Origin of the sequence: Phreatobacter sp., from assembly GCF_051860605.1 — a bacterium.
Classification (GTDB): domain Bacteria; phylum Pseudomonadota; class Alphaproteobacteria; order Rhizobiales; family Phreatobacteraceae; genus Phreatobacter.
In genome coordinates this window covers 196,899-213,717 of the sequence record NZ_JBHYDR010000007.1, presented here as the reverse complement: position 1 = coordinate 213,717, position 16,819 = coordinate 196,899, and the positions used below count along the sequence as shown (strand labels likewise).

At 66.9% G+C, this 16,819-nt stretch carries 14 protein-coding genes; 2 read left to right on the top strand and 12 right to left on the bottom strand.

The genetic code is table 11. From position 1 onward, the window contains the following. The first annotated feature begins 229 nt into the window (after positions 1–229). Both dxs and ACTIFS_RS14395 read left to right on the top strand, forming a co-directional pair. Complete coding sequence (gene dxs / locus ACTIFS_RS14400) at positions 230–2,164, top strand: 1-deoxy-D-xylulose-5-phosphate synthase (protein WP_439574804.1); 1,935 nt, start codon at positions 230–232, stop codon at positions 2,162–2,164. A 117-nt stretch (positions 2,165–2,281) separates the two neighbouring features. Next, positions 2,282–2,680, top strand: coding sequence for a c-type cytochrome (locus ACTIFS_RS14395; RefSeq protein WP_439574803.1), 399 nt, complete (start codon positions 2,282–2,284; stop codon positions 2,678–2,680). Positions 2,681–2,749: 69 nt separating this feature from the next. Here ACTIFS_RS14395 and hemA read toward each other — a convergent pair whose 3' ends face one another. Genes hemA through bchB form a run of 12 tightly spaced genes read right to left on the bottom strand, consistent with a single transcriptional unit; the run spans position 2,750 to position 16,818 of the window. Next, entirely contained in the window at positions 2,750–4,084 is a 1,335-nt protein-coding gene (gene hemA, locus ACTIFS_RS14390; protein WP_439574802.1) for a 5-aminolevulinate synthase, read from the bottom strand. A 29-nt stretch (positions 4,085–4,113) separates the two neighbouring features. Continuing rightward, positions 4,114–5,187, bottom strand: a complete 1,074-nt coding sequence (gene puhE, locus ACTIFS_RS14385; RefSeq protein WP_439574801.1) for a putative photosynthetic complex assembly protein PuhE — start codon at positions 5,185–5,187, stop codon at positions 4,114–4,116. A gap of 12 nt (positions 5,188–5,199) precedes the next feature. Continuing rightward, positions 5,200–6,261 (bottom strand): magnesium-protoporphyrin IX monomethyl ester (oxidative) cyclase, encoded by a 1,062-nt coding sequence (acsF, locus tag ACTIFS_RS14380; RefSeq protein WP_439574800.1) that lies wholly within the window; start codon positions 6,259–6,261, stop codon positions 5,200–5,202. After that, a complete protein-coding gene (locus ACTIFS_RS14375; protein ID WP_439574799.1) occupies positions 6,258–6,563 on the bottom strand; it encodes a hypothetical protein in 306 nt (101 codons plus the stop codon). Before ACTIFS_RS14375 ends, acsF begins: the two co-directional genes overlap by 4 nt. Beyond that, positions 6,560–7,021, bottom strand: a complete 462-nt coding sequence (gene puhC, locus ACTIFS_RS14370) for a photosynthetic complex assembly protein PuhC (RefSeq protein WP_439574798.1) — start codon at positions 7,019–7,021, stop codon at positions 6,560–6,562. Before puhC ends, ACTIFS_RS14375 begins: the two co-directional genes overlap by 4 nt. Before the next feature lie 10 nt (positions 7,022–7,031). After that, positions 7,032–7,688 carry a photosynthetic complex putative assembly protein PuhB gene (puhB, locus tag ACTIFS_RS14365; protein WP_439574797.1) on the bottom strand — a complete coding sequence of 219 codons (657 nt, stop codon included), beginning with the start codon at positions 7,686–7,688 and terminating at the stop codon, positions 7,032–7,034. Next, positions 7,685–8,458, bottom strand: a complete 774-nt coding sequence (puhA, locus tag ACTIFS_RS14360; RefSeq protein WP_439574796.1) for a photosynthetic reaction center subunit H — start codon at positions 8,456–8,458, stop codon at positions 7,685–7,687. Before puhA ends, puhB begins: the two co-directional genes overlap by 4 nt. Before the next feature lie 46 nt (positions 8,459–8,504). Beyond that, positions 8,505–9,947, bottom strand: a complete 1,443-nt coding sequence (locus ACTIFS_RS14355) for a BCD family MFS transporter (protein WP_439574795.1) — start codon at positions 9,945–9,947, stop codon at positions 8,505–8,507. Then, a complete protein-coding gene (bchM, locus tag ACTIFS_RS14350) occupies positions 9,944–10,645 on the bottom strand; it encodes a magnesium protoporphyrin IX methyltransferase (RefSeq protein ID WP_439574794.1) in 702 nt (233 codons plus the stop codon). Before bchM ends, ACTIFS_RS14355 begins: the two co-directional genes overlap by 4 nt. Continuing rightward, the gene (bchL, locus tag ACTIFS_RS14345) at positions 10,645–11,556 is read right to left on the bottom strand and encodes a ferredoxin:protochlorophyllide reductase (ATP-dependent) iron-sulfur ATP-binding protein (protein ID WP_439574793.1); all 912 of its coding nucleotides are present in this window, start codon (positions 11,554–11,556) and stop codon (positions 10,645–10,647) included. The genes bchM and bchL overlap by 1 nt, the downstream gene beginning before the upstream one ends. Then, positions 11,553–15,299 carry a magnesium chelatase subunit H gene (locus ACTIFS_RS14340; protein WP_439574792.1) on the bottom strand — a complete coding sequence of 1,249 codons (3,747 nt, stop codon included), beginning with the start codon at positions 15,297–15,299 and terminating at the stop codon, positions 11,553–11,555. Before ACTIFS_RS14340 ends, bchL begins: the two co-directional genes overlap by 4 nt. Beyond that, positions 15,274–16,818, bottom strand: a complete 1,545-nt coding sequence (bchB, locus tag ACTIFS_RS14335; RefSeq protein ID WP_439574791.1) for a ferredoxin:protochlorophyllide reductase (ATP-dependent) subunit B — start codon at positions 16,816–16,818, stop codon at positions 15,274–15,276. The genes ACTIFS_RS14340 and bchB overlap by 26 nt, the downstream gene beginning before the upstream one ends. Position 16,819 lies beyond the last annotated feature (1 nt).

Genomic DNA, 16,819 nt, shown 5'->3' with positions numbered 1-16,819 from the left:
ACTGCCTTGCTGCGGAAGCAGGTTGTTCAAGCAGGCCGGGTGGCGGAGATGGCCGGCTTTCGGTTCAAGCCGGGCTTGGCATCAGCCCTCGGCAGATTCAGACTCCAGCGCCCGGAGGCAGGGCAGGCGTTCGAGAGCGAGTGTCAAAAAAAATTGACACATCTAATCGTCACGCCGATACTTTGTCCCTACGTCCGGCACGATCCGGGCCCGCGGAAGGGACCCTGCCATGTCGCCCACACCGATCCTGGACAGCATTCATTCGACCAGCGACCTGAAGCCGCTCGACCGCCGCCAGCTCGGCGAACTCGCCGCCGAAGTCCGGCAGGCCACGATCGAGGCGGTGGCCCAGACAGGAGGGCATCTCGGCGCCGGGCTTGGCGTGGTCGAACTGACGGTCGCCCTGCACCATGTGTTCGATACCCCGCGCGACAAGATCATCTGGGACGTTGGGCACCAGTGCTACCCGCACAAGATCCTCACGGGTCGCCGGGACCGGATGCATACGCTGCGCCAGAAGGATGGCCTGTCCGGTTTCACGCGGCGCGCGGAGAGCGCCTATGACCCGTTCGGCGCGGCCCACGCGTCCACCTCGATCTCGGCCGGGCTCGGCTTTGCCGTCGCGCGCGACCTCACCGACGACGACTTCAACGTCGTCTGCGTGATCGGCGATGGCTCCCTTTCGGGGGGAATGGCTTATGAGGCCCTGAACAATGCCGGCTCACTCGGCTCGCGTCTGATCGTCATCCTCAACGACAACGAGATGTCGATCTCGCCCTCCGTCGGGGCGATGTCAGCCTATCTGGCACGGATGATCTCAAGCCCCGCTTACCTGGAGTTGCGCAAGCGCGGCAAGAGCGTCACCCGGCGTCTCGGCAAGACGGTCGATAGCGCGGTCACCCGTGCCGTCGAGCATGCCCGCGGCTATGTCACCGGCGGCACGTTGTTCGAGGAGCTCGGGTTCCTGCATGTCGGTCCGATCGACGGCCACAATCTCGACCAGCTCCTGCCGGTCCTTGAGAACGTCAAGCGGGCCCGCAACGGTCCCATCCTCGTCCATGTCGTCACAGAGAAGGGCAAGGGCTACCAGCCGGCCGAATGTGCGGTCGACAAGTACCATGGCGTGGTCCGTTTCGACGTCACCACCGGTGCCCAGACCAAGGCCAAGTCGAATGCGCCCAGCTATACGAAGGTTTTCGCGCAGAGCCTGATCGGCGAGGCCGAGCGGGACGAGCGGATCGTCGCGATCACGGCGGCCATGCCGACCGGCACCGGTCTCGACCTGTTCGAGCGTCAGTTCCCTGACAGGACGTTCGATGTCGGCATCGCCGAACAGCACGCCGTCACCTTTGCCGCGGGCCTTGCCTGCCAGGGCCTCAAGCCCTTCGTGGCGATCTATTCCACGTTCCTGCAGCGCGCCTACGACCAGATCATCCATGATGTGGCGCTGCAGGGGCTTCCCGTCCGCTTCGCCATCGACCGTGCAGGGCTCGTGGGCGCCGACGGGCCGACCCATGTCGGGGCCTTCGACGTCGCGGCTCTCTCCTGCGTGCCCAATATGGTGGTGATGGCGGCGGCCGACGAGGCCGAACTCGTCCATATGGTTGCCACCGCGGCGGCCCATGACGCGGGTCCCATCGCCTTCCGCTATCCGCGCGGCGACGGGGTCGGTGTCGACATGCCGGCCAGGGGTGTGCCGCTGGCCATCGGCAAGGGACGAATCCTGCGCGAAGGCGAAGATGTCGCCATTCTCTCGTTCGGAACCCGGCTGTCAGAATGCCTGGCAGCAGCTGAGTTGCTGGCCGGACAGGGCCTGTCGGCCACGATCGCCGATGCCCGTTTTGCCAAGCCGCTGGACACAGCTCTGATCGAGCAACTGGCTCAGGACCATGCGGTTCTGGTCACGATCGAGGACGGCGCAATTGGTGGTTTCGGCGCCCATGTCCTGCAGTGGATGGCGGGCGAGGGCCTGCTGGACCGGGGTCTGAAGGTCCGCAGCCTGACGCTGCCCGACCGGTTCCAGGCCCAGGATTCGCCCGCCGGGATGTACCGGGAGGCCGGACTCGATGCCCAGGCCATCGCCGGGTTCGTCGGCCAGCTTGCGCGGCCGAGACTGCGACTCGATCGCGGTCCGGCGGATTTGCACGTCCAGGCCGCCGAATAGTTTCGGGTTCCAGTGCCAACGGTCCGGAACGATCCGATAGAGCGCCCGTTCGTATGAACGGACGGGAGAAGCAAAGGCGGGGCCTGCCGGTCCCGCTCTGAACAAGGAGCATACCGGATGGCATATACCAGTCGCATCGTAGTCGCCGCGGCCCTCTTGGCCCTTGTTCCTGCGGCCGAAGTCCGGGCCCAGGATGCCGCCGCTGGCGAACGGGTCTTCCTGCAGTGCCGGGCCTGCCACCAGGTCGGGCCAACCGCCCGGGTCGGCGTCGGGCCGCCGCTGAACGGACTGTTCGGACGCAAGGCCGGCTCGTTCCCGAACTTCAACTATTCACCGGCCTATCGCTCGCTCGACAAGGTCTGGGACGAGGAGAACTTCCGCGTCTACATCCGCAATCCGCGCGAGGTGACGCCGGGAACGCGCATGGTCTTCAACGGCCTGCGCGACGAGACCCAGATCACCAACCTGATTGCCTATCTGAAGCAGTTCAATGCCGAAGGGCAGCGCCAGCAGTAGTGCTGTCTGGATATCCGTCGGCTGATGCTGAAAGGGGGCCTCGCGGCCCCCTTTTTCCGTTGGTGTCGTTCAGCCCACGGCCCGCCAGACCGCCTTCAGCGAGCGCACCAGATGCTCGATATCCGCGTCGGTGTGCATCGGCAGCGGGGTGATGCGCAGGCGCTCAGTTCCCCGCGATACGGTCGGATAGTTGATCGGCTGGACATAGATGCCGAACTCCTCCAGCAGCATGTCGCTCATCGCCTTGCAGCGCACGGGGTCGCCGACCATGACCGGGACGATGTGGCTGGGATTGTCCATCATCGGGATGCCGGCCTCTGCAAAACGTCGGCGCACCGTCGCGACCCGATCCTGCTGGCGCTCGCGCTCGACGCCGCTGGCCTTCAGATGGGCAATGGCCGCCGCCGCACCGGCCGCCACTGCCGGCGGCAGGGACGTGGTGAAGATGAAGCCGGATGCGAAGCTGCGGACGAAATCGCAAAGCGCCTCCGAGGCCGCGATATAGCCTCCGACCACACCGAAGGCCTTGCCGAGCGTTCCCTCGATGACCGTCAGGCGATGGCTCAACCCCTCGCGCTCGGCAATCCCCCCGCCGCGCGGGCCGTAGAGACCGACCGCATGGACCTCGTCGAGATAGGTCATGGCGCCAAAGGCATCGGCCACGTCGCAGATCTCCGCGATGGGTGCGATATCGCCGTCCATCGAATAGACGGATTCGAACGCCACCAGTTTGGGGGCTGCCGGATCGAGGTCCGCGAGGCAGCGCTCGAGATCGCGCGGGTCATTGTGGCGGAACAGGCGCTTGGGTGCCCGCGAGTGGCGGACGCCCTCGATCATCGACGCGTGGTTGCCCGCATCCGACAGGACAACGCAGTCGGGGATCTGCGAGGCGAGCGTGGACAGCGTCGCCCAGTTCGAGACGTAGCCGGAGGTGAACAGCAGGGCCGATTCCTTGCCGTGAAGGTCGGCCAGCTCGCGCTCGAGCAGGACATGATAGTGGTTGGTGCCGGAAATATTCCGCGTCCCGCCGGCGCCTGCGCCGCAGCGGTCCAGAGCTTCATGCATGGCGGCCAATACCGCGGGGTTCTGGCCCATGCCGAGATAGTCGTTTGAGCACCAGACAGTGACCTCGCGCTCGCGCTTTCCGCCGCGGTGTGTCGCATGGGGGAAGCTGCCGGCATGGCGCTCCAGATTGGCGAAGACGCGGTAGCGGCCTTCCAGGCGGAGCCTGTCGAGTTCGCCGACGAAAAAGGCCTCGTGGTCGAGCGGCCGGGCGTTCCGAAGCGAGAAGGCGCCGCCTGCATAGGGGCATCGTCCTGTGGAGGTGGGGTTCCGCTGGGCTCCGTGTCCGGCTTCGAAGGAGAGGGCGTCGCTGCGGCTCGCAAAGCCTAGGTCGTCGGTCATGATGTCCTCCCTTTCCGTGGTTTCACGGTTCATGCCGCACATGCGGCCAATGCCTTGCCGAGTTTTTCGGTATCGAAGTCACGGCCGACGGCCATGACGAATGCGGGCCGGAACCGGCTGGCCGCGACAGGGCGCAGATCGGTACGACCATTCTCCACTTCGAACTGGATCCAGCCGTCTGCCGACCGGCTCGTTCCGGCCAGGCTGACGACCTGGCCGAAGCCGCCGGTGGCGATGGCATCGAGAACCGTCTGCAAGGCCTGCCGGTCGACGGCGCCGGTCATGGGCGCCTCCCAGGAGCGAAGCCTCGTCGTATCGCGGCCCGCAATCTTTCCGGCTTCCCGCTGATGCGAGGCCAGTCCCCACTTCCACAGCAGCGTGGAGGGAATGGGCAGGAACATGAGCCAGTGCTCGAGAATGGCCAGCGCGAGCATGCTCGCCGGCAGGATCAGCGCCAGCGTCTGGAAGGGTGTCGCCGAAGGCTCCAGCGCATTGCTGGCCATGAGGACCAGCACGACCGTCGCGCCGGTCACCGACACCGGAAACAGGGCGTTCATCGGGCGGCGGCGGAAATAGGTCGCCAGATAGCGAAGGTGCACCGGCAGGAAAGCCTCGGGGATGTTGGGGGCGCCGAGGAAGATGTTCAGCTTGGAACTGAGGCGCATCACCCACAGGACGGCAAAGGTCCACAAGGCCACCTGGTTCGGCGCGCCCCATGTGAGCAGCGCGACCGCACCGGCCGACAGGGCGATGGCGACCTCGTGGTCGATGATGGCAGAGGTTGCGAGGCGAAACCGGCGCCATCCCGCGACATCGGGGGGGCAGGGCTCGCGTCGCGAGCCGACGATCGCACCGGTGAGGAAGGCGAGTTCGTTCCAGCCCCAGACGATGATGACCGCCACGAAGGCTGCATAGGCGGCCGCCGTCGTCGTCTCGCCCGCCGTCTGCCAGATGACGGCAAGGGCCGCGAGCGCCAGAAGGGTGGCCACGCCGAGACTCCAGGGATGGGTCCGGCGTGGCAGTCCATCGACAAAGAGGATCGCTCCGGTGCTGAACCACCACAGCCAGATGGTGAACACGATGGGCAGAGCGATCTCGAACACCCGGAGGACTCCCTACCAGGCCGGAGCGAGGCGGACCTGGGGCGGCAGGTCGTTGGGCACGACAGGCAGCGTGTAGAGGCGGGCAAAGGTTGCCGCCCCGCGCATGCCGAGCCACAGACGCTGGAGCCTGCCGACGACCCCCCCACGCTCCTTGGCGGCCTCGGTCGCCTCCACGATGGCCAGCAGACGGTCCAGCCCCTTCTTGAAGGCCGGATGGTCGATGTCGAGCGTGAAGGGGAAGACCTGCTTGGAGATCTCCGACGTGATCCGGAACACCCGGTAGTCATAGTCGGATGGCGAGATCCCGAGCGCCCGGTGGAATGCCGGTCGCATGTGGTCGCGCACATACATGGTCGCATAGACCGCCAGGAGGAAGAATCGGATCCACAGGCGGTTGTGCCCGGTCAGCAGTTTCGGGTCGGCGCGCATGATGAGGGCAAACGCCTCGCCATGGCGGAACTCGTCGTTGCACCAGTTCTCGAACCATTTGAAGATCGGATGGAACCGGCGGTCCGGATCGCGTTCGAACAGCCGGTGGATGGTGATGTAGCGGGCATAGCCGATCTTCTCGGACAGATAGGTCGCGTAGAAGATGAATTTCGGCTTGAAGTAGGTGTACTTCTTCTCCCGCGTCAGGAATCCGAGATCGACGCCGATCCCGAAATCCTTGAGCGACTCGTTGATGAAGCCGGCATGACGCGATTCGTCGCGCGCCATGAAGGTGAACAGGTCGCGGACATCGGGGTTCTGGATGCGCTTCTTGATCTCCGCATAGAGAACGCAACCGGAGAATTCCGCGGTCAGCGAACTGACCATGAAATCGAGGAACTCCTTGCGGAGATCCTCCGGCAGCGATTCAAGATCGAAGTCAAACGCTCCATCGCGCTTGAAGTGGCCGCGATTGGGGTCGCGCCGCATCTCGGCGAGCAGTTCGTCCCATTCGGCGCGGACCGAACTGACGTCGATCTTGTCCATCGCTGCATGGTCGGTGGTGTAGAAGCGCGGGCTGAGCAGCGCGTCTTCCTTGGCGACATCGGTTGAAAAGGTTGCGCGGGTTCCGCCTTCGGGGGTCATGACTCGCCTCCAGCGGCCTCGAAGCCGACCTCGTAGAGTTCCGTGAGTTCGAGATAGGCGGCGATCTTCGTGGCCAGGCGGGTCAACCCGCCGGCGCGAATGACCGTCGCCGTGCTCTGGATGACGCGCCGCTCGCCGAAGGCGATCGTGGAGGGCGCGTTGTGGACCAGCACGCGATCGCCGGGGCCGATCTCGACGGTCCCGATATCGACATAGGCGTGCAGGCTCTCAGGCGTATTCTCCAGGTCGATCGTGCACGGCACGTCGAACTGCCTTTCCCCGTTGTTCCCATTCTGTCTCATGTTGAACCATCCTTGGTTGGGAGGAGCTGGGAGAACGCCTCCAGGTTTGTTGGTCCGAAGGAACCGAGCGCGATCTCGCGACCGGTCGCAGGGTCGAGGAGGATGAGCATGCCGTTTTCCCGCCGCTCCAGACGGAACGGCAGGTCCGGGCCGAGGCCGCGCATCTTCCGGTCGCGGGCGAGCCCGCGCATGACTCCGCGCATGAATCCGCCCTCACCGGACGGAACTGTCAGGACGAGCCGGCTGTCGGCTGCATCCGCGACCCTGATTGAACCGTCACGGTGATCGGAGAAGACCAGCTCCACCGCCTGGACAGGCGGCGAGACCGGAACGGCCACCGTGCCGATGCCGGCCAGTCGGCCGACCAGCGCCGCCCCGACCGCGATGGCCACCAGCATTCCAGCGGCGACAATCGGCCAGGTTCGGAACGGGATGGCAGAGCGGATCGCGACGGTCATGACAGGGTCCTCAGCTGGTTGCCGGCGTCGGCAGCGCCGACCCGTCCGATTGCGGCGCCATCTGCGGCGTCTGGGTCTGGGGCTGGACCGGCGCGCCGGTCAGGGCGCCCGCCAGAAGGCTCGCAACCGCCCCGGCGTCCTCGATGCAGCGCAGCATCGGCTCGGGCCGGGTGAAATGCCACGGCCTCCAGTTGGGCCAGAGCGCAAGGGCGGCGATCCGGTTGCCGGGACGAATCCGGACCGGAATGTCCCCCGAGCCGTCGGCCCTGAGCTTGACCGCCGCGGATTCGATCTGCGCGAACGGGATGTTGATGGTGAGAGGCAGCGCGACGCCGGATCGGATCACGATGCGGCGCGAGGTGATCGTGTAGACGGTGCTGCGCGCATAGGCATAGGCGAGCAGGGTGAGTGCCGCCATGCAGGCCGCACCCAGGAGCGCAATCCATAGCATCTGCCGCGAGGCTGCAGCGATCGCCAGTCCGTCGGCATGGGCGGTCAGGCCGCGCCATGCCACCAGGATCGCGAAATAGACCGCGACCTTGCGGATATGGAAGGCGCGGACCGCCAGGGCGCGCCAGTCGGGCCGGCCCTGCCAGAGCAGGCGCTCGCCTTGTGGCGGAACGGCCGGAAGGCCGGGGATCGGTTCGAAGTCGAAATCGTCGCTCACAGCATCGGCTCCGCGCGCTGCGGCGAGGCGTAGAGCATGCCTCCGCCGAAATAGCCCATGATCCTGTCCTCCTCGAGCAGCGTGACCTGATCGGGATCGCGGGTGGCCGGAACGCCGGGGAAATGCTCGCCGAACAGCGCCGAGACCTCGACGCGGCCACGGCGGCCATCAACCCTTGCAAAGCCCATGGGAACGAGCAGGCGCCGCCCGCCGCCGGCCCCGGGAAGCTCCGCCTCCAGGTAGCGCACGACATATTCGGCGCGGTCGATCCATACATCGACGATGGTGCCGACATGCTCTCGGTCACCGGCAATGAGCTTCATGCCGCGCGGATCGGGATCGCGGTCGGCAATATGGAAGGCCGGAAGCGCCCTGAGCGGCTGGATGCGCGGCTCGCCGGAATAGAGCTTGTCCGGAACGTCGGCGCGCTCGGCATAGGCGGCAGGCCCGACACCATCGGCCAGCGGATTGCCGGTCGGCACGAGGGGCGCGCCGGGGAACCTGGCGAGCGGCCTGGCTGCCACCGGACGCAGATCCGGCCGGCCATCGGCAACGGTCACGGTCTGACCTCCCTTCAGAAGGTAGGACTTCGGCGGAGGCGGTGCCGGCCAGCCGATGATGCTCACCCGCCGGGGCCTTTCTCCGGGCTCCTCGACCAGCGGATAGCCCTCGCGCTTGTTCTCGCGGTGAAGATAGAAAATCAGGCCCGCGAAGAAGATGGCGAAGGCCCACAGGCACAGCAGCGCCAGATCGATGCCTCTGTCTTCCATTCCGGTGATCATTGGTGCCTCCAGGGCTTGAGGGCTGTTCTTGGGCCTATCGCGGAAACTGCGAGAGGCCGAAGGGTGCCGAAGCAGACGCCCCGGCATGCACGTCGGACATGGAGCGTCCGGCCAGCGGGCCGAGCGCGATGAGCGTGGCGAAAAGCAGGAACAATTCGACGTGGTAGACCGCGCCGTAGCCGATCGACGGGCCGGTCAGGGCCGGTCCCAGAGCACCTTTCGCCGCCAGCGCATTGACGACGTCCCGCAGGATGCCGCCGCAGGCGATCGAAAGGCCGGCGGCGGATGCCTGGACCGCGCCCCAGGCTCCGAGCGCAAGGCCGTTGTTGCCGCGTCTGTCGAGCGTCATGGCGACCGTCAGCGTGCCGACCGCAAAGAGCCCGCCGCCGAATCCGATCAGGAAAGCGCCGAAGCGGAACAGGCCCGCCGAGCCGAGCGGGGCGGCGAGGATCACAGCGGTGAAGGCCGCTATGCCGACGACCGTTCCGAGCGCCGCCAGCCGGGCCGGATCGAAGTCACGCACCAGCAGCCGGGCGGCCAGTGCGAAGGCCAGAATGGCACCGAAGGCGAGCAGCGCGGTCAGCATGGTCGTGGCCGCAACGGACAGGCCGATCACCTCGCCGCCATAGGGCTCCAGGATGATGTCCTGCATGTTGAAGGCGGCCGTGCCGAGCCCGACCGCGACCAGATAGCGCCGCGCCTTCGGTTCGGCCATGAGCCGCGCCCAGGCCACTGAAAAGCGGGGCTCCTCGGCGGGCGCCCGGTTGCGCGACGGGTCGCGCGGTTCCTGCTTCCACAGGGCGATGACGTTGAGGGCGATGGTCACCATGGCGGCGCCCTGGATCACCTGAATCAGTCGCTTGGGGCTGAAATCGGTCAGCAGGAGGCCGAAAACCGCGCCACTTCCCAGCATGCCGACGAGCAGCATCAGATACATCAGCGCCACCACCCGCGGCCGCGCCTCGGGTCGCGTGATGTCGGTGGCAAGTGCCAGTCCGGCGGTCTGGGTGATCTGGAGCCCGGCTCCGACCATCAGGAAGGCGAGTGCCGCCCCCGCCTGTCCGGCCCAGACCGGTCCGACGCCGTCGCCCGACAGGACCAGCAGCGCGAACGGCATGATCGCAAGGCCGCCGAACTGGAGGAGGGACCCCATCCAGATATAGGGCACACGACGCCAGCCGATGGCCGAGACATGCGTATCGGAGCGGAACCCGACAAAGGCGCGGAAGGGCGCGAAGAGCAGGGGCAGGGCGACCATCACCGCCACCAGCGAGGCTGGCACGGCGAGTTCCACGATCATGACCCGATTGAGCGTGCCGACCAGCAGCACGGTGGCCATGCCGACCGAAACCTGGAACAGCGACAGGCGGATCAGGCGTGCAAGCGGCACCTCGGCGCTGGCGGCATCGGCGAACGGCAGGAACCGCGTGCCGATCTGCCGCCACAGAGAGAGGATGGAGCCGCTCGCGCGCATCATGGACGGACGAGCTCCAGCGCCTGGCTGATGTAGAAGCCGCGCGCGACCCGCAGACCGCGCCCAAGCCGCCAGCCGTCCGGGGCCGTCGCCGTCCCCAGACGGGTACGCAGCCGCCTTTCGCCGACGGGCTCGATGGCCGGCGCCCGGTCGCCGCGAGGGAACAACCGCCCGGCGGCATGCATCATGACCAGCAGCGGCGTCTTCGGCGCGAACGTGAACAGCAGCGAGCCGGAGGTCTGGCGCGACAGGGCCGAAAGGACCCGGACCATGTCGTCCGTCCGATAGTGAATCAGCGAGTCCATCGCTACGACATGGTCGAAGCGCCCAAGGAGAGGATCGAGCAGATCGCCGACCCGGAAGGTGATGCGGCCCGTGCCGGCAAGGCCGGCGGTGCGCTCGCGCGCCAGGCGGACAAGCTGTGGCGACAGGTCCACGGCCACGACATCGGCCCCGCGCTGGGCCGCTTCCATCGCCAGGGCTCCGGTGCCGCATCCCGCATCGAGAATGCGCCGGCCGGACAGGTCCTCGGGCAGCCAGGACAGAAGGGTGGAGCGCATCGTGTCGCGGCCGGCACGGACGGTTGCCCGAATGCGGCCGACCGGTGCATCGGACGTCAGACGGCTCCAAGCCTCGACCGCCGTGCGGTCGAAGTAGGTCTCCAGTTCATGACGCCGGTCGCGATAGGTGATCGTTGGCATCAGTCGAATCCCAGAAGGTCGAAGATCTCGCGATCCTTGAGCGGGCTGACGAGAAGAGGTTCGGTGCCGTCCCAGAGGTGCTGGGCGAGGCGGATATATTCGCGCTGGACGGCGAGCACTTCCGGCGTCGCCTCCATCTCGAACAGGGTCGACTTCTTCAGGCGCGACCGGCGGATCACGTCGAGGTCGGGCAACCTGGCGATGGTCGATGTTCCCACCGCCTTGTTGAACCGCTCGATCTGGTCGACATCGGCACTGCGGTTGGCGATCACGCCGCCGATCCGCACGTCATAGTTCTTCGATTTCGCCTTGATGGCCGCGACGATGCGGTTCATGGCGAAGATCGAGTCGAAGTCGTTGGCCGCCACGATGAGGGCCCGCTCGGCATATTGCAGAGGCGCGGCGAAGCCGCCGCAGACCACGTCGCCCAGCACGTCGAAGATGACGACATCGGTCTCGTCCAGAAGGTGGTGCTCCTTCAGGAGCTTGACGGTCTGGCCGACGACATAGCCGCCGCAGCCGGTGCCGGCCGGCGGCCCGCCCGCTTCCACGCACATGACGCCGTTGTAGCCCTCGAAGACGAAGTCCTCGGGCCGCAACTCCTCGCCATGAAAGTTCACGCCCTCCAGGACGTCGATGACGGTCGGGATCAGGCTCTTGGTCAGCGTGAAGGTGGAATCGTGCTTGGGATCGCAGCCGATCTGCAACACGCGCTTGCCGATCTTGGAGAAGGCCACCGACAGGTTCGACGAGGTGGTTGACTTGCCGATGCCTCCCTTGCCGTAAACGGCGAAGACCTTGGCCGAGCCGGTGTCGATGCTGGCATCCATCCGGACCTGGACGCTGCCTTCTCCGTCGGCCCGTCGCGGGACAGGATTTCGGATGACGATCGGTGTAACGAGGCCGCTCATGCTGCCCTCCCGGGGGTTACGCCTTCCAGCCGGTCCTCGAGGTCCTCGCCCGCCTCGCGCAGGGCGGCCAGGGTCTCGGGGTCAGGGGTCCAGAAGTTGCGCTGGTGGGCTTCGATAAGGCGGTTGGCGAGACGAGCCGAAGCCGTGGTGTTGAGGCTTGCCAGGCGGTCGCGCATGGCCGGGTCGAGCACGTAGAGCTCGGTGATTTCCTTGTAGACCCAGGGTGCCACCTCGCCGGTCGTCGCCGACCAGCCGACCGTGTTGGTCACATGCTCCTCGATGATCCTCACGCCCTCGTAGCCGTGCTTGAGCATGCCCTCGTACCATTTGGGATTGAGGGTGCGGGTGCGCGTTTCCAGCGCCACCTGCTCGCCGAGCGTACGGACGGTGCCGGTCCGACGGGTCTGGTCGGAGATGTAGACCGGGACGGAAGAGCCGCGGGCGCGCTTGACCGCGCGCGAGATGCCGCCGAGCGTGTCGAAATACTGGTCGACGGTGGTGACTCCAAGCTCTGCCGAGTCGAGGTTCTGATAGGCCATGTCGACGCCGGCGAGCACGCGCTCCAGCTGTTCCGGTGCCCGGACCGGCTTGCCCTTGCGGTCGTAGGCGAAGCTCTTGCGGCTGGCGAAGGTCTCGGCGATCTCGTCCTCGTCCGACCAGCGCCCGCTCTGGATGAGACCGTTCACATTGGCACCGTAGGCGCCGTCCGCATTGGAAAACACGCGCATGGAGGCCTCCTCCAGGCTGCAGCCGCTTGAGGCCTGGAAAGCGAGGGCGTGCTTGCGGACGAAGTTTTCGGTGTCCGGCTCGTCCGCCGTCGCCGCCAAGTGAACGGCTTCGGCAAGCAGGCGCGTCTGCAGCGGCAGCAGATCGCGGAAGATGCCCGACAGGGTCATGACCACGTCGACACGCGGGCGGCCGAGCTCCGCCACCGGGATCAGTTCCGCGCCGGCAAGCCGGCCATAGGCGTCGAAGCGCGGCCTGGCCCCCATCAGCGCCAGGGCCTGGGCGATAGGGCTGCCCTCGGTCTTGAGATTGTCCGTGCCCCACAGCACCAGCGCCACGGTCTCCGGCAAGGGATGGCCGTCGGCGACATGGCGGGCGAGGATCCGCTCGGCCTGGCGCGCGCCGTCCGCCACCGCGAAGGCGCTGGGGATGCGGAACGGGTCGAAGCCGTGGAGGTTGCGCCCGGTGGGCAGCACGGCTGTGGTCTTCAGAACGTCGCCGCCCGGAGCCGGCTGGACGAAACCGCTGTCGAGGGCATTGAGGATGCCGCCCAGTTCCGTCTCCGCTGCCAGAAGACGATCCGTCTCGGCGAGCTGGTGCCAGGCAGCGCGGGTTTCCGCGTCGGGGGCAAGGCCGGCGCGGGCCAGCGCCTTGTCGACCGGCAGGCCACCGACGAGATCGGCAAGCACCCCGGCATGGGGCGCCAGCCCGTGGCTCGTCTCGCCGATGGCGGCGAGCAGGTCGGCGCGCTCGGCTGGTCCAGGCGGCTTGCCGACGACATGCAGGCCATGCGGGATCAGCGAATATTCCAGTTCCAGCACGCTCCCGGTGAGGCGCGTGATCCGCTCCTGAGCCTCCGGCCCCCAGGCCGGTTCGGCGTCGGCCAGATCGACGGTCGCTGCCTGTGCCTGGATGAGACAGCCAAGGCTTTCCCGCGTCGCCAGGTCGGCCAGATCGAGTACGCGCCAGCGGTCGATCGACGCCTTCAGGTCGATCAGCCCGCGGTAGAGGCCGGCCTGCGTCAGCGCCGGGGTGCGGTAGCTGATCAGGGTGGCGGCGGAGCGTCGCTTGGCCAGCGCCCCCTCGGAGGGGTTGTTGGCGGCATAGAGATAGAAGTTCGGCACATCGCCGATCAGCCGTTCGGGCCATGACCGCGCGGACAGGCCGGTCTGCTTGCCCGGCATGAATTCCAGCGCCCCGTGGGTGCCGAAATGGAGGAGGGCATCGGCACCGAAGTCCTCCTTCATGAAGCGGTAGAAGGCGCTGAAGGCGTGGGTGGGCGCAAAGCTCTTCTCGAACAGAAGCCGCATCGGATCGCCCTCCCAGCCGAACGAGGGCTGGATCCCGACGAGGACATTCCCGAAGCGCTCACCAAGCACGAAGATGCTGGCGCCATCGCTCTGCTGGCGGCCGGGCGCTGGGCCCCAGTGCGCCTCGATCTCGGCGAGATGGGCCTCCCGGCGGATATGGTCGCCCGCGGGGACGCGATGGTGGACGTTGGCCATGGCGCCGAAACGGGTAGCATTGCCCTCCAGAATGCGGCGGCGCAGGGCGTCGGCATCGGCCGGCAGGTCGACCCGGTAACCGGCATCGCGCATGGCCGTCATCGTGTTGTGCAGGCTCTCGAACACGGACAGATAGGCGGCCGTTCCGACATTTCCGGCATTGGGCGGGAAGTTGAACAGGACAATGGCGACCTTGCGCTCTGCGCGAGCCTTACGCTTCAGCGTGATCAGGCGGTCGACCCGTGCAGCCAGCGTTGCAGCGCGCTCCGGACAGGACTGCATCTCGCGTCCGTCGCTTGACGCCGTGAAGCGGCAGTTGCGCTCGCAACCCGTGCAGGGCGTGCCGTTTCCGGCCACACGTCCGCCGAAGACGATCGGCTGGATGGCGCCGTCAATCTCCGGAATGGCCACCATGATCGTGTTCTCGACCGGCAGCAGTCCGCGGTCGGAGGCGCCCCAGTCCTCCAGCGTCTGAAACTCGAGCGGATGGGCCGAGATGTAAGGCACGCCGAGTTGCGTCAGGGTGGCGCTGGCCGCAGCGGAGTCGTTGTAGGCCGGTCCGCCGACGAGCGAAAAGCCGGTCAGCGACACAACGGCATCCACGGTCGGCCGTCCACGGTCGATGAAGTGGCGCTCGATGGCCGGACGCGAGTCCAGTCCGCTGGAGAAGGCCGGGATCACGGTCAGTCCGCGGGCCTCCAGGGCGGCGATGACGCCGTCATAATGGCGCGTGTCGCTGGCCAGCAGATAGGATCGCATGACGATGAGGCCGACCCGCGGTCCGCGGCCGGCCGGGAGACGCCCAGCGTCCTCGGCGATGCGGCCGGCAAGGGCCGGGTGGTAGACGCCCACCTCCGGATAGTCGATCGGCGGGCCGGCTGGCAGTTTCCCGCGCAGTGGCCGGCGTGGACCGTCGGCATAACGGTCGATCAGCATCCGGATCATGTTCTCGACATTGTCGTCGGAGCCGGCCAGCCAGTATTGCAGGGTCAGGAAATAGGCGCGCAGATCCTGCGCCGAGCCCGGGATGAAGCGCAGCAGCTTGGGGAGCCGGCGCAGCATCCGCATCTGGCTCGCGCCCGAGCCGCCGCCGGGCGCTGACTTCCCCCGCAGGCGCTTCAGGAAGGACAGTGCCCCGCCGGCATTTTCGCCGAACCGGTAGCGCCCGATGCGGGTGAGATTAACCACCTCGGGAACCGACATGCAGCCGACGATGGCATCGCAATTTTCTCGCCTGGCCTTCAGGTTCGGCAGGATCGGCGCGACATGCTCCTCCATGAACAGCATGGAACAGAGGATGATGTCCGCCCGGTCGATGGCATCGCGGCAACGATCGAGCGCGGTTTCGTCGCTGGACCATTCGGAGGCGGCATGAAGCGACAGGCTCAGGCCCGGGAGGGCCTCGGCAAGTCGCTTGCGCGCCCGGCCGACGACGCCCGCCAGATGATTGTCCAGCGTGACAACGGCGACGCGGATCGGCGTTGCGTCAGCGGCCGAAATGGGCTTTCGCATCGTAAAGCGTGTCCAGCGTGATGGTTGAAATGCCGCGCTCCAGCGCGAAGCGTTCGGTGTTGCGGCGCGCCTTGCCGCGGACGAAGAAGGGGATCTTGCGAAGCTCCTGTTCGGCGCCCGTGTCCCAGAGGGCCGGGGCCAGTGTCGTTGCTGCCGGGGGCGGTGTGGCCTCGGCCTCTGCGACCGGAGCCGGATGGGACGCCGTCGCACCGAGATGCGATGCGGACCTGTCGTTGAACTCGAAATCACCCCGGAACATGTGGAGCAGGTGTTCCTCCAGCCCCATCATCAGCGGATGAACCCAGGTGTCGAACAGGACATTGGCGCCCTCGAAACCCATCTGTGGGGAATGGCGGGCTGGGAAGTCCTGGACATGGACGGGCGAGGAGATCACCGCGCAGGGAATGCCGAACCGCTTGGCGATATGGCGTTCCATCTGCGTGCCGAGGATGAGCTCGGGCCGCAGGGCGGCAATCCGCTCCTCGACCTCCAGGTAGTCGTCCGTGATCAGCGCCTCGATGCCGTGGGTTGCGGCAACCGTGCGGACCTCGCGTGCGAACTCGCGCGAATAGGTGCCAATTCCGACAAGGTCGAAGGCCAGTTCCGTCGTGGCGACCCGCGCCGCGGCGATGGCGTGCGGGGCATCGCCGAAAATGAAGACACGCTTGCCGGTCAGGTAGGTCGAGTCGACCGAGCGCGAATACCAGGGCAGCCGCGAGCCTGCGTCTCCAGCGAGCGGCGGCACGCCGGCGAGGCCGGCGACCTCGGCAATGAAGTCGCGTGTGGCGCCGACCCCGATCGGGATGGTCCTGACCGCCGGCTGTCCGAAGCTCTTCTCCAGATAGCGCGCCGCGGCATCGGCGATCTCGGGATAGAGGACGATGTTGAAATCGGCATCGCCCAGACGAACGAGATCCGTCGGCCGGGCACCGAGCGGGGCTACCACGTTGATGTCGATGCCCATTGCCGTCACGAGCCTGGTGATCTCGGCAAGGTCGTCGCGATGGCGGAAGCCGAGCGCCGTGGGTCCGAGGATGTTGCAGCTGGGACGCGCATCCGGGGCGCGCGGCGCCGTGCGCGGCTGCGCCAGCGCGCGGACGAGCCGGTAGAAGGTTTCCGAGGCGCCCCAGTTCTCCTTCTTCTGGTAGGAGGGCAGTTCCAGCGGGATCACCGGGATCGGCAGTCCGAGCGTCGTGGCAAGGCCTCCCGGATCGTCCTGGATCAGCTCCGCCGTGCAGGAGGCCCCGACGATCATGGCCTCGGGCCGGAACCGCTCGTAGGCTGCCCGACATGCTTCCTGGAACAGCCCGGCCGTGTCGCCGCCGAGATCGCGCGCCTGGAAGGTCGTGTAGGTCACCGGCGGTCGCCGGTCCCTCCGCTCGATCATCGTGAAGAGCAGATCGGCATAGGTGTCGCCCTGCGGGGCGTGCAGCACGTAATGCAGGCCCTCCATGGCGGTTGCGATCCGCATGGCGCCAACATGGGGAGGTCCCTCATAGGTCCAGACGGTCAGCTGCATC

What these genes read in the sequence shown, in the direction of transcription:
- dxs (WP_439574804.1), top strand. Translation starts at nt 230, where the DNA reads ATGTCGCCCACACCGATCCTGGACAGCATTCATTCGACCAGCGACCTG.
- ACTIFS_RS14395 (WP_439574803.1), top strand. Translation starts at nt 2,282, where the DNA reads ATGGCATATACCAGTCGCATCGTAGTCGCCGCGGCCCTCTTGGCCCTT.
- hemA (WP_439574802.1), bottom strand. Translation starts at nt 4,084, where the DNA reads ATGACCGACGACCTAGGCTTTGCGAGCCGCAGCGACGCCCTCTCCTTC.
- acsF (WP_439574800.1), bottom strand. Translation starts at nt 6,261, where the DNA reads ATGACCCCCGAAGGCGGAACCCGCGCAACCTTTTCAACCGATGTCGCC.
- ACTIFS_RS14375 (WP_439574799.1), bottom strand. Translation starts at nt 6,563, where the DNA reads ATGAGACAGAATGGGAACAACGGGGAAAGGCAGTTCGACGTGCCGTGC.
- puhC (WP_439574798.1), bottom strand. Translation starts at nt 7,021, where the DNA reads ATGACCGTCGCGATCCGCTCTGCCATCCCGTTCCGAACCTGGCCGATT.
- puhA (WP_439574796.1), bottom strand. Translation starts at nt 8,458, where the DNA reads ATGGAAGACAGAGGCATCGATCTGGCGCTGCTGTGCCTGTGGGCCTTC.
- ACTIFS_RS14355 (WP_439574795.1), bottom strand. Translation starts at nt 9,947, where the DNA reads ATGATGCGCGCGAGCGGCTCCATCCTCTCTCTGTGGCGGCAGATCGGC.
- bchM (WP_439574794.1), bottom strand. Translation starts at nt 10,645, where the DNA reads ATGCCAACGATCACCTATCGCGACCGGCGTCATGAACTGGAGACCTAC.
- bchL (WP_439574793.1), bottom strand. Translation starts at nt 11,556, where the DNA reads ATGAGCGGCCTCGTTACACCGATCGTCATCCGAAATCCTGTCCCGCGA.
- ACTIFS_RS14340 (WP_439574792.1), bottom strand. Translation starts at nt 15,299, where the DNA reads ATGCGAAAGCCCATTTCGGCCGCTGACGCAACGCCGATCCGCGTCGCC.
- bchB (WP_439574791.1), bottom strand. Translation starts at nt 16,818, where the DNA reads ATGCAGCTGACCGTCTGGACCTATGAGGGACCTCCCCATGTTGGCGCC.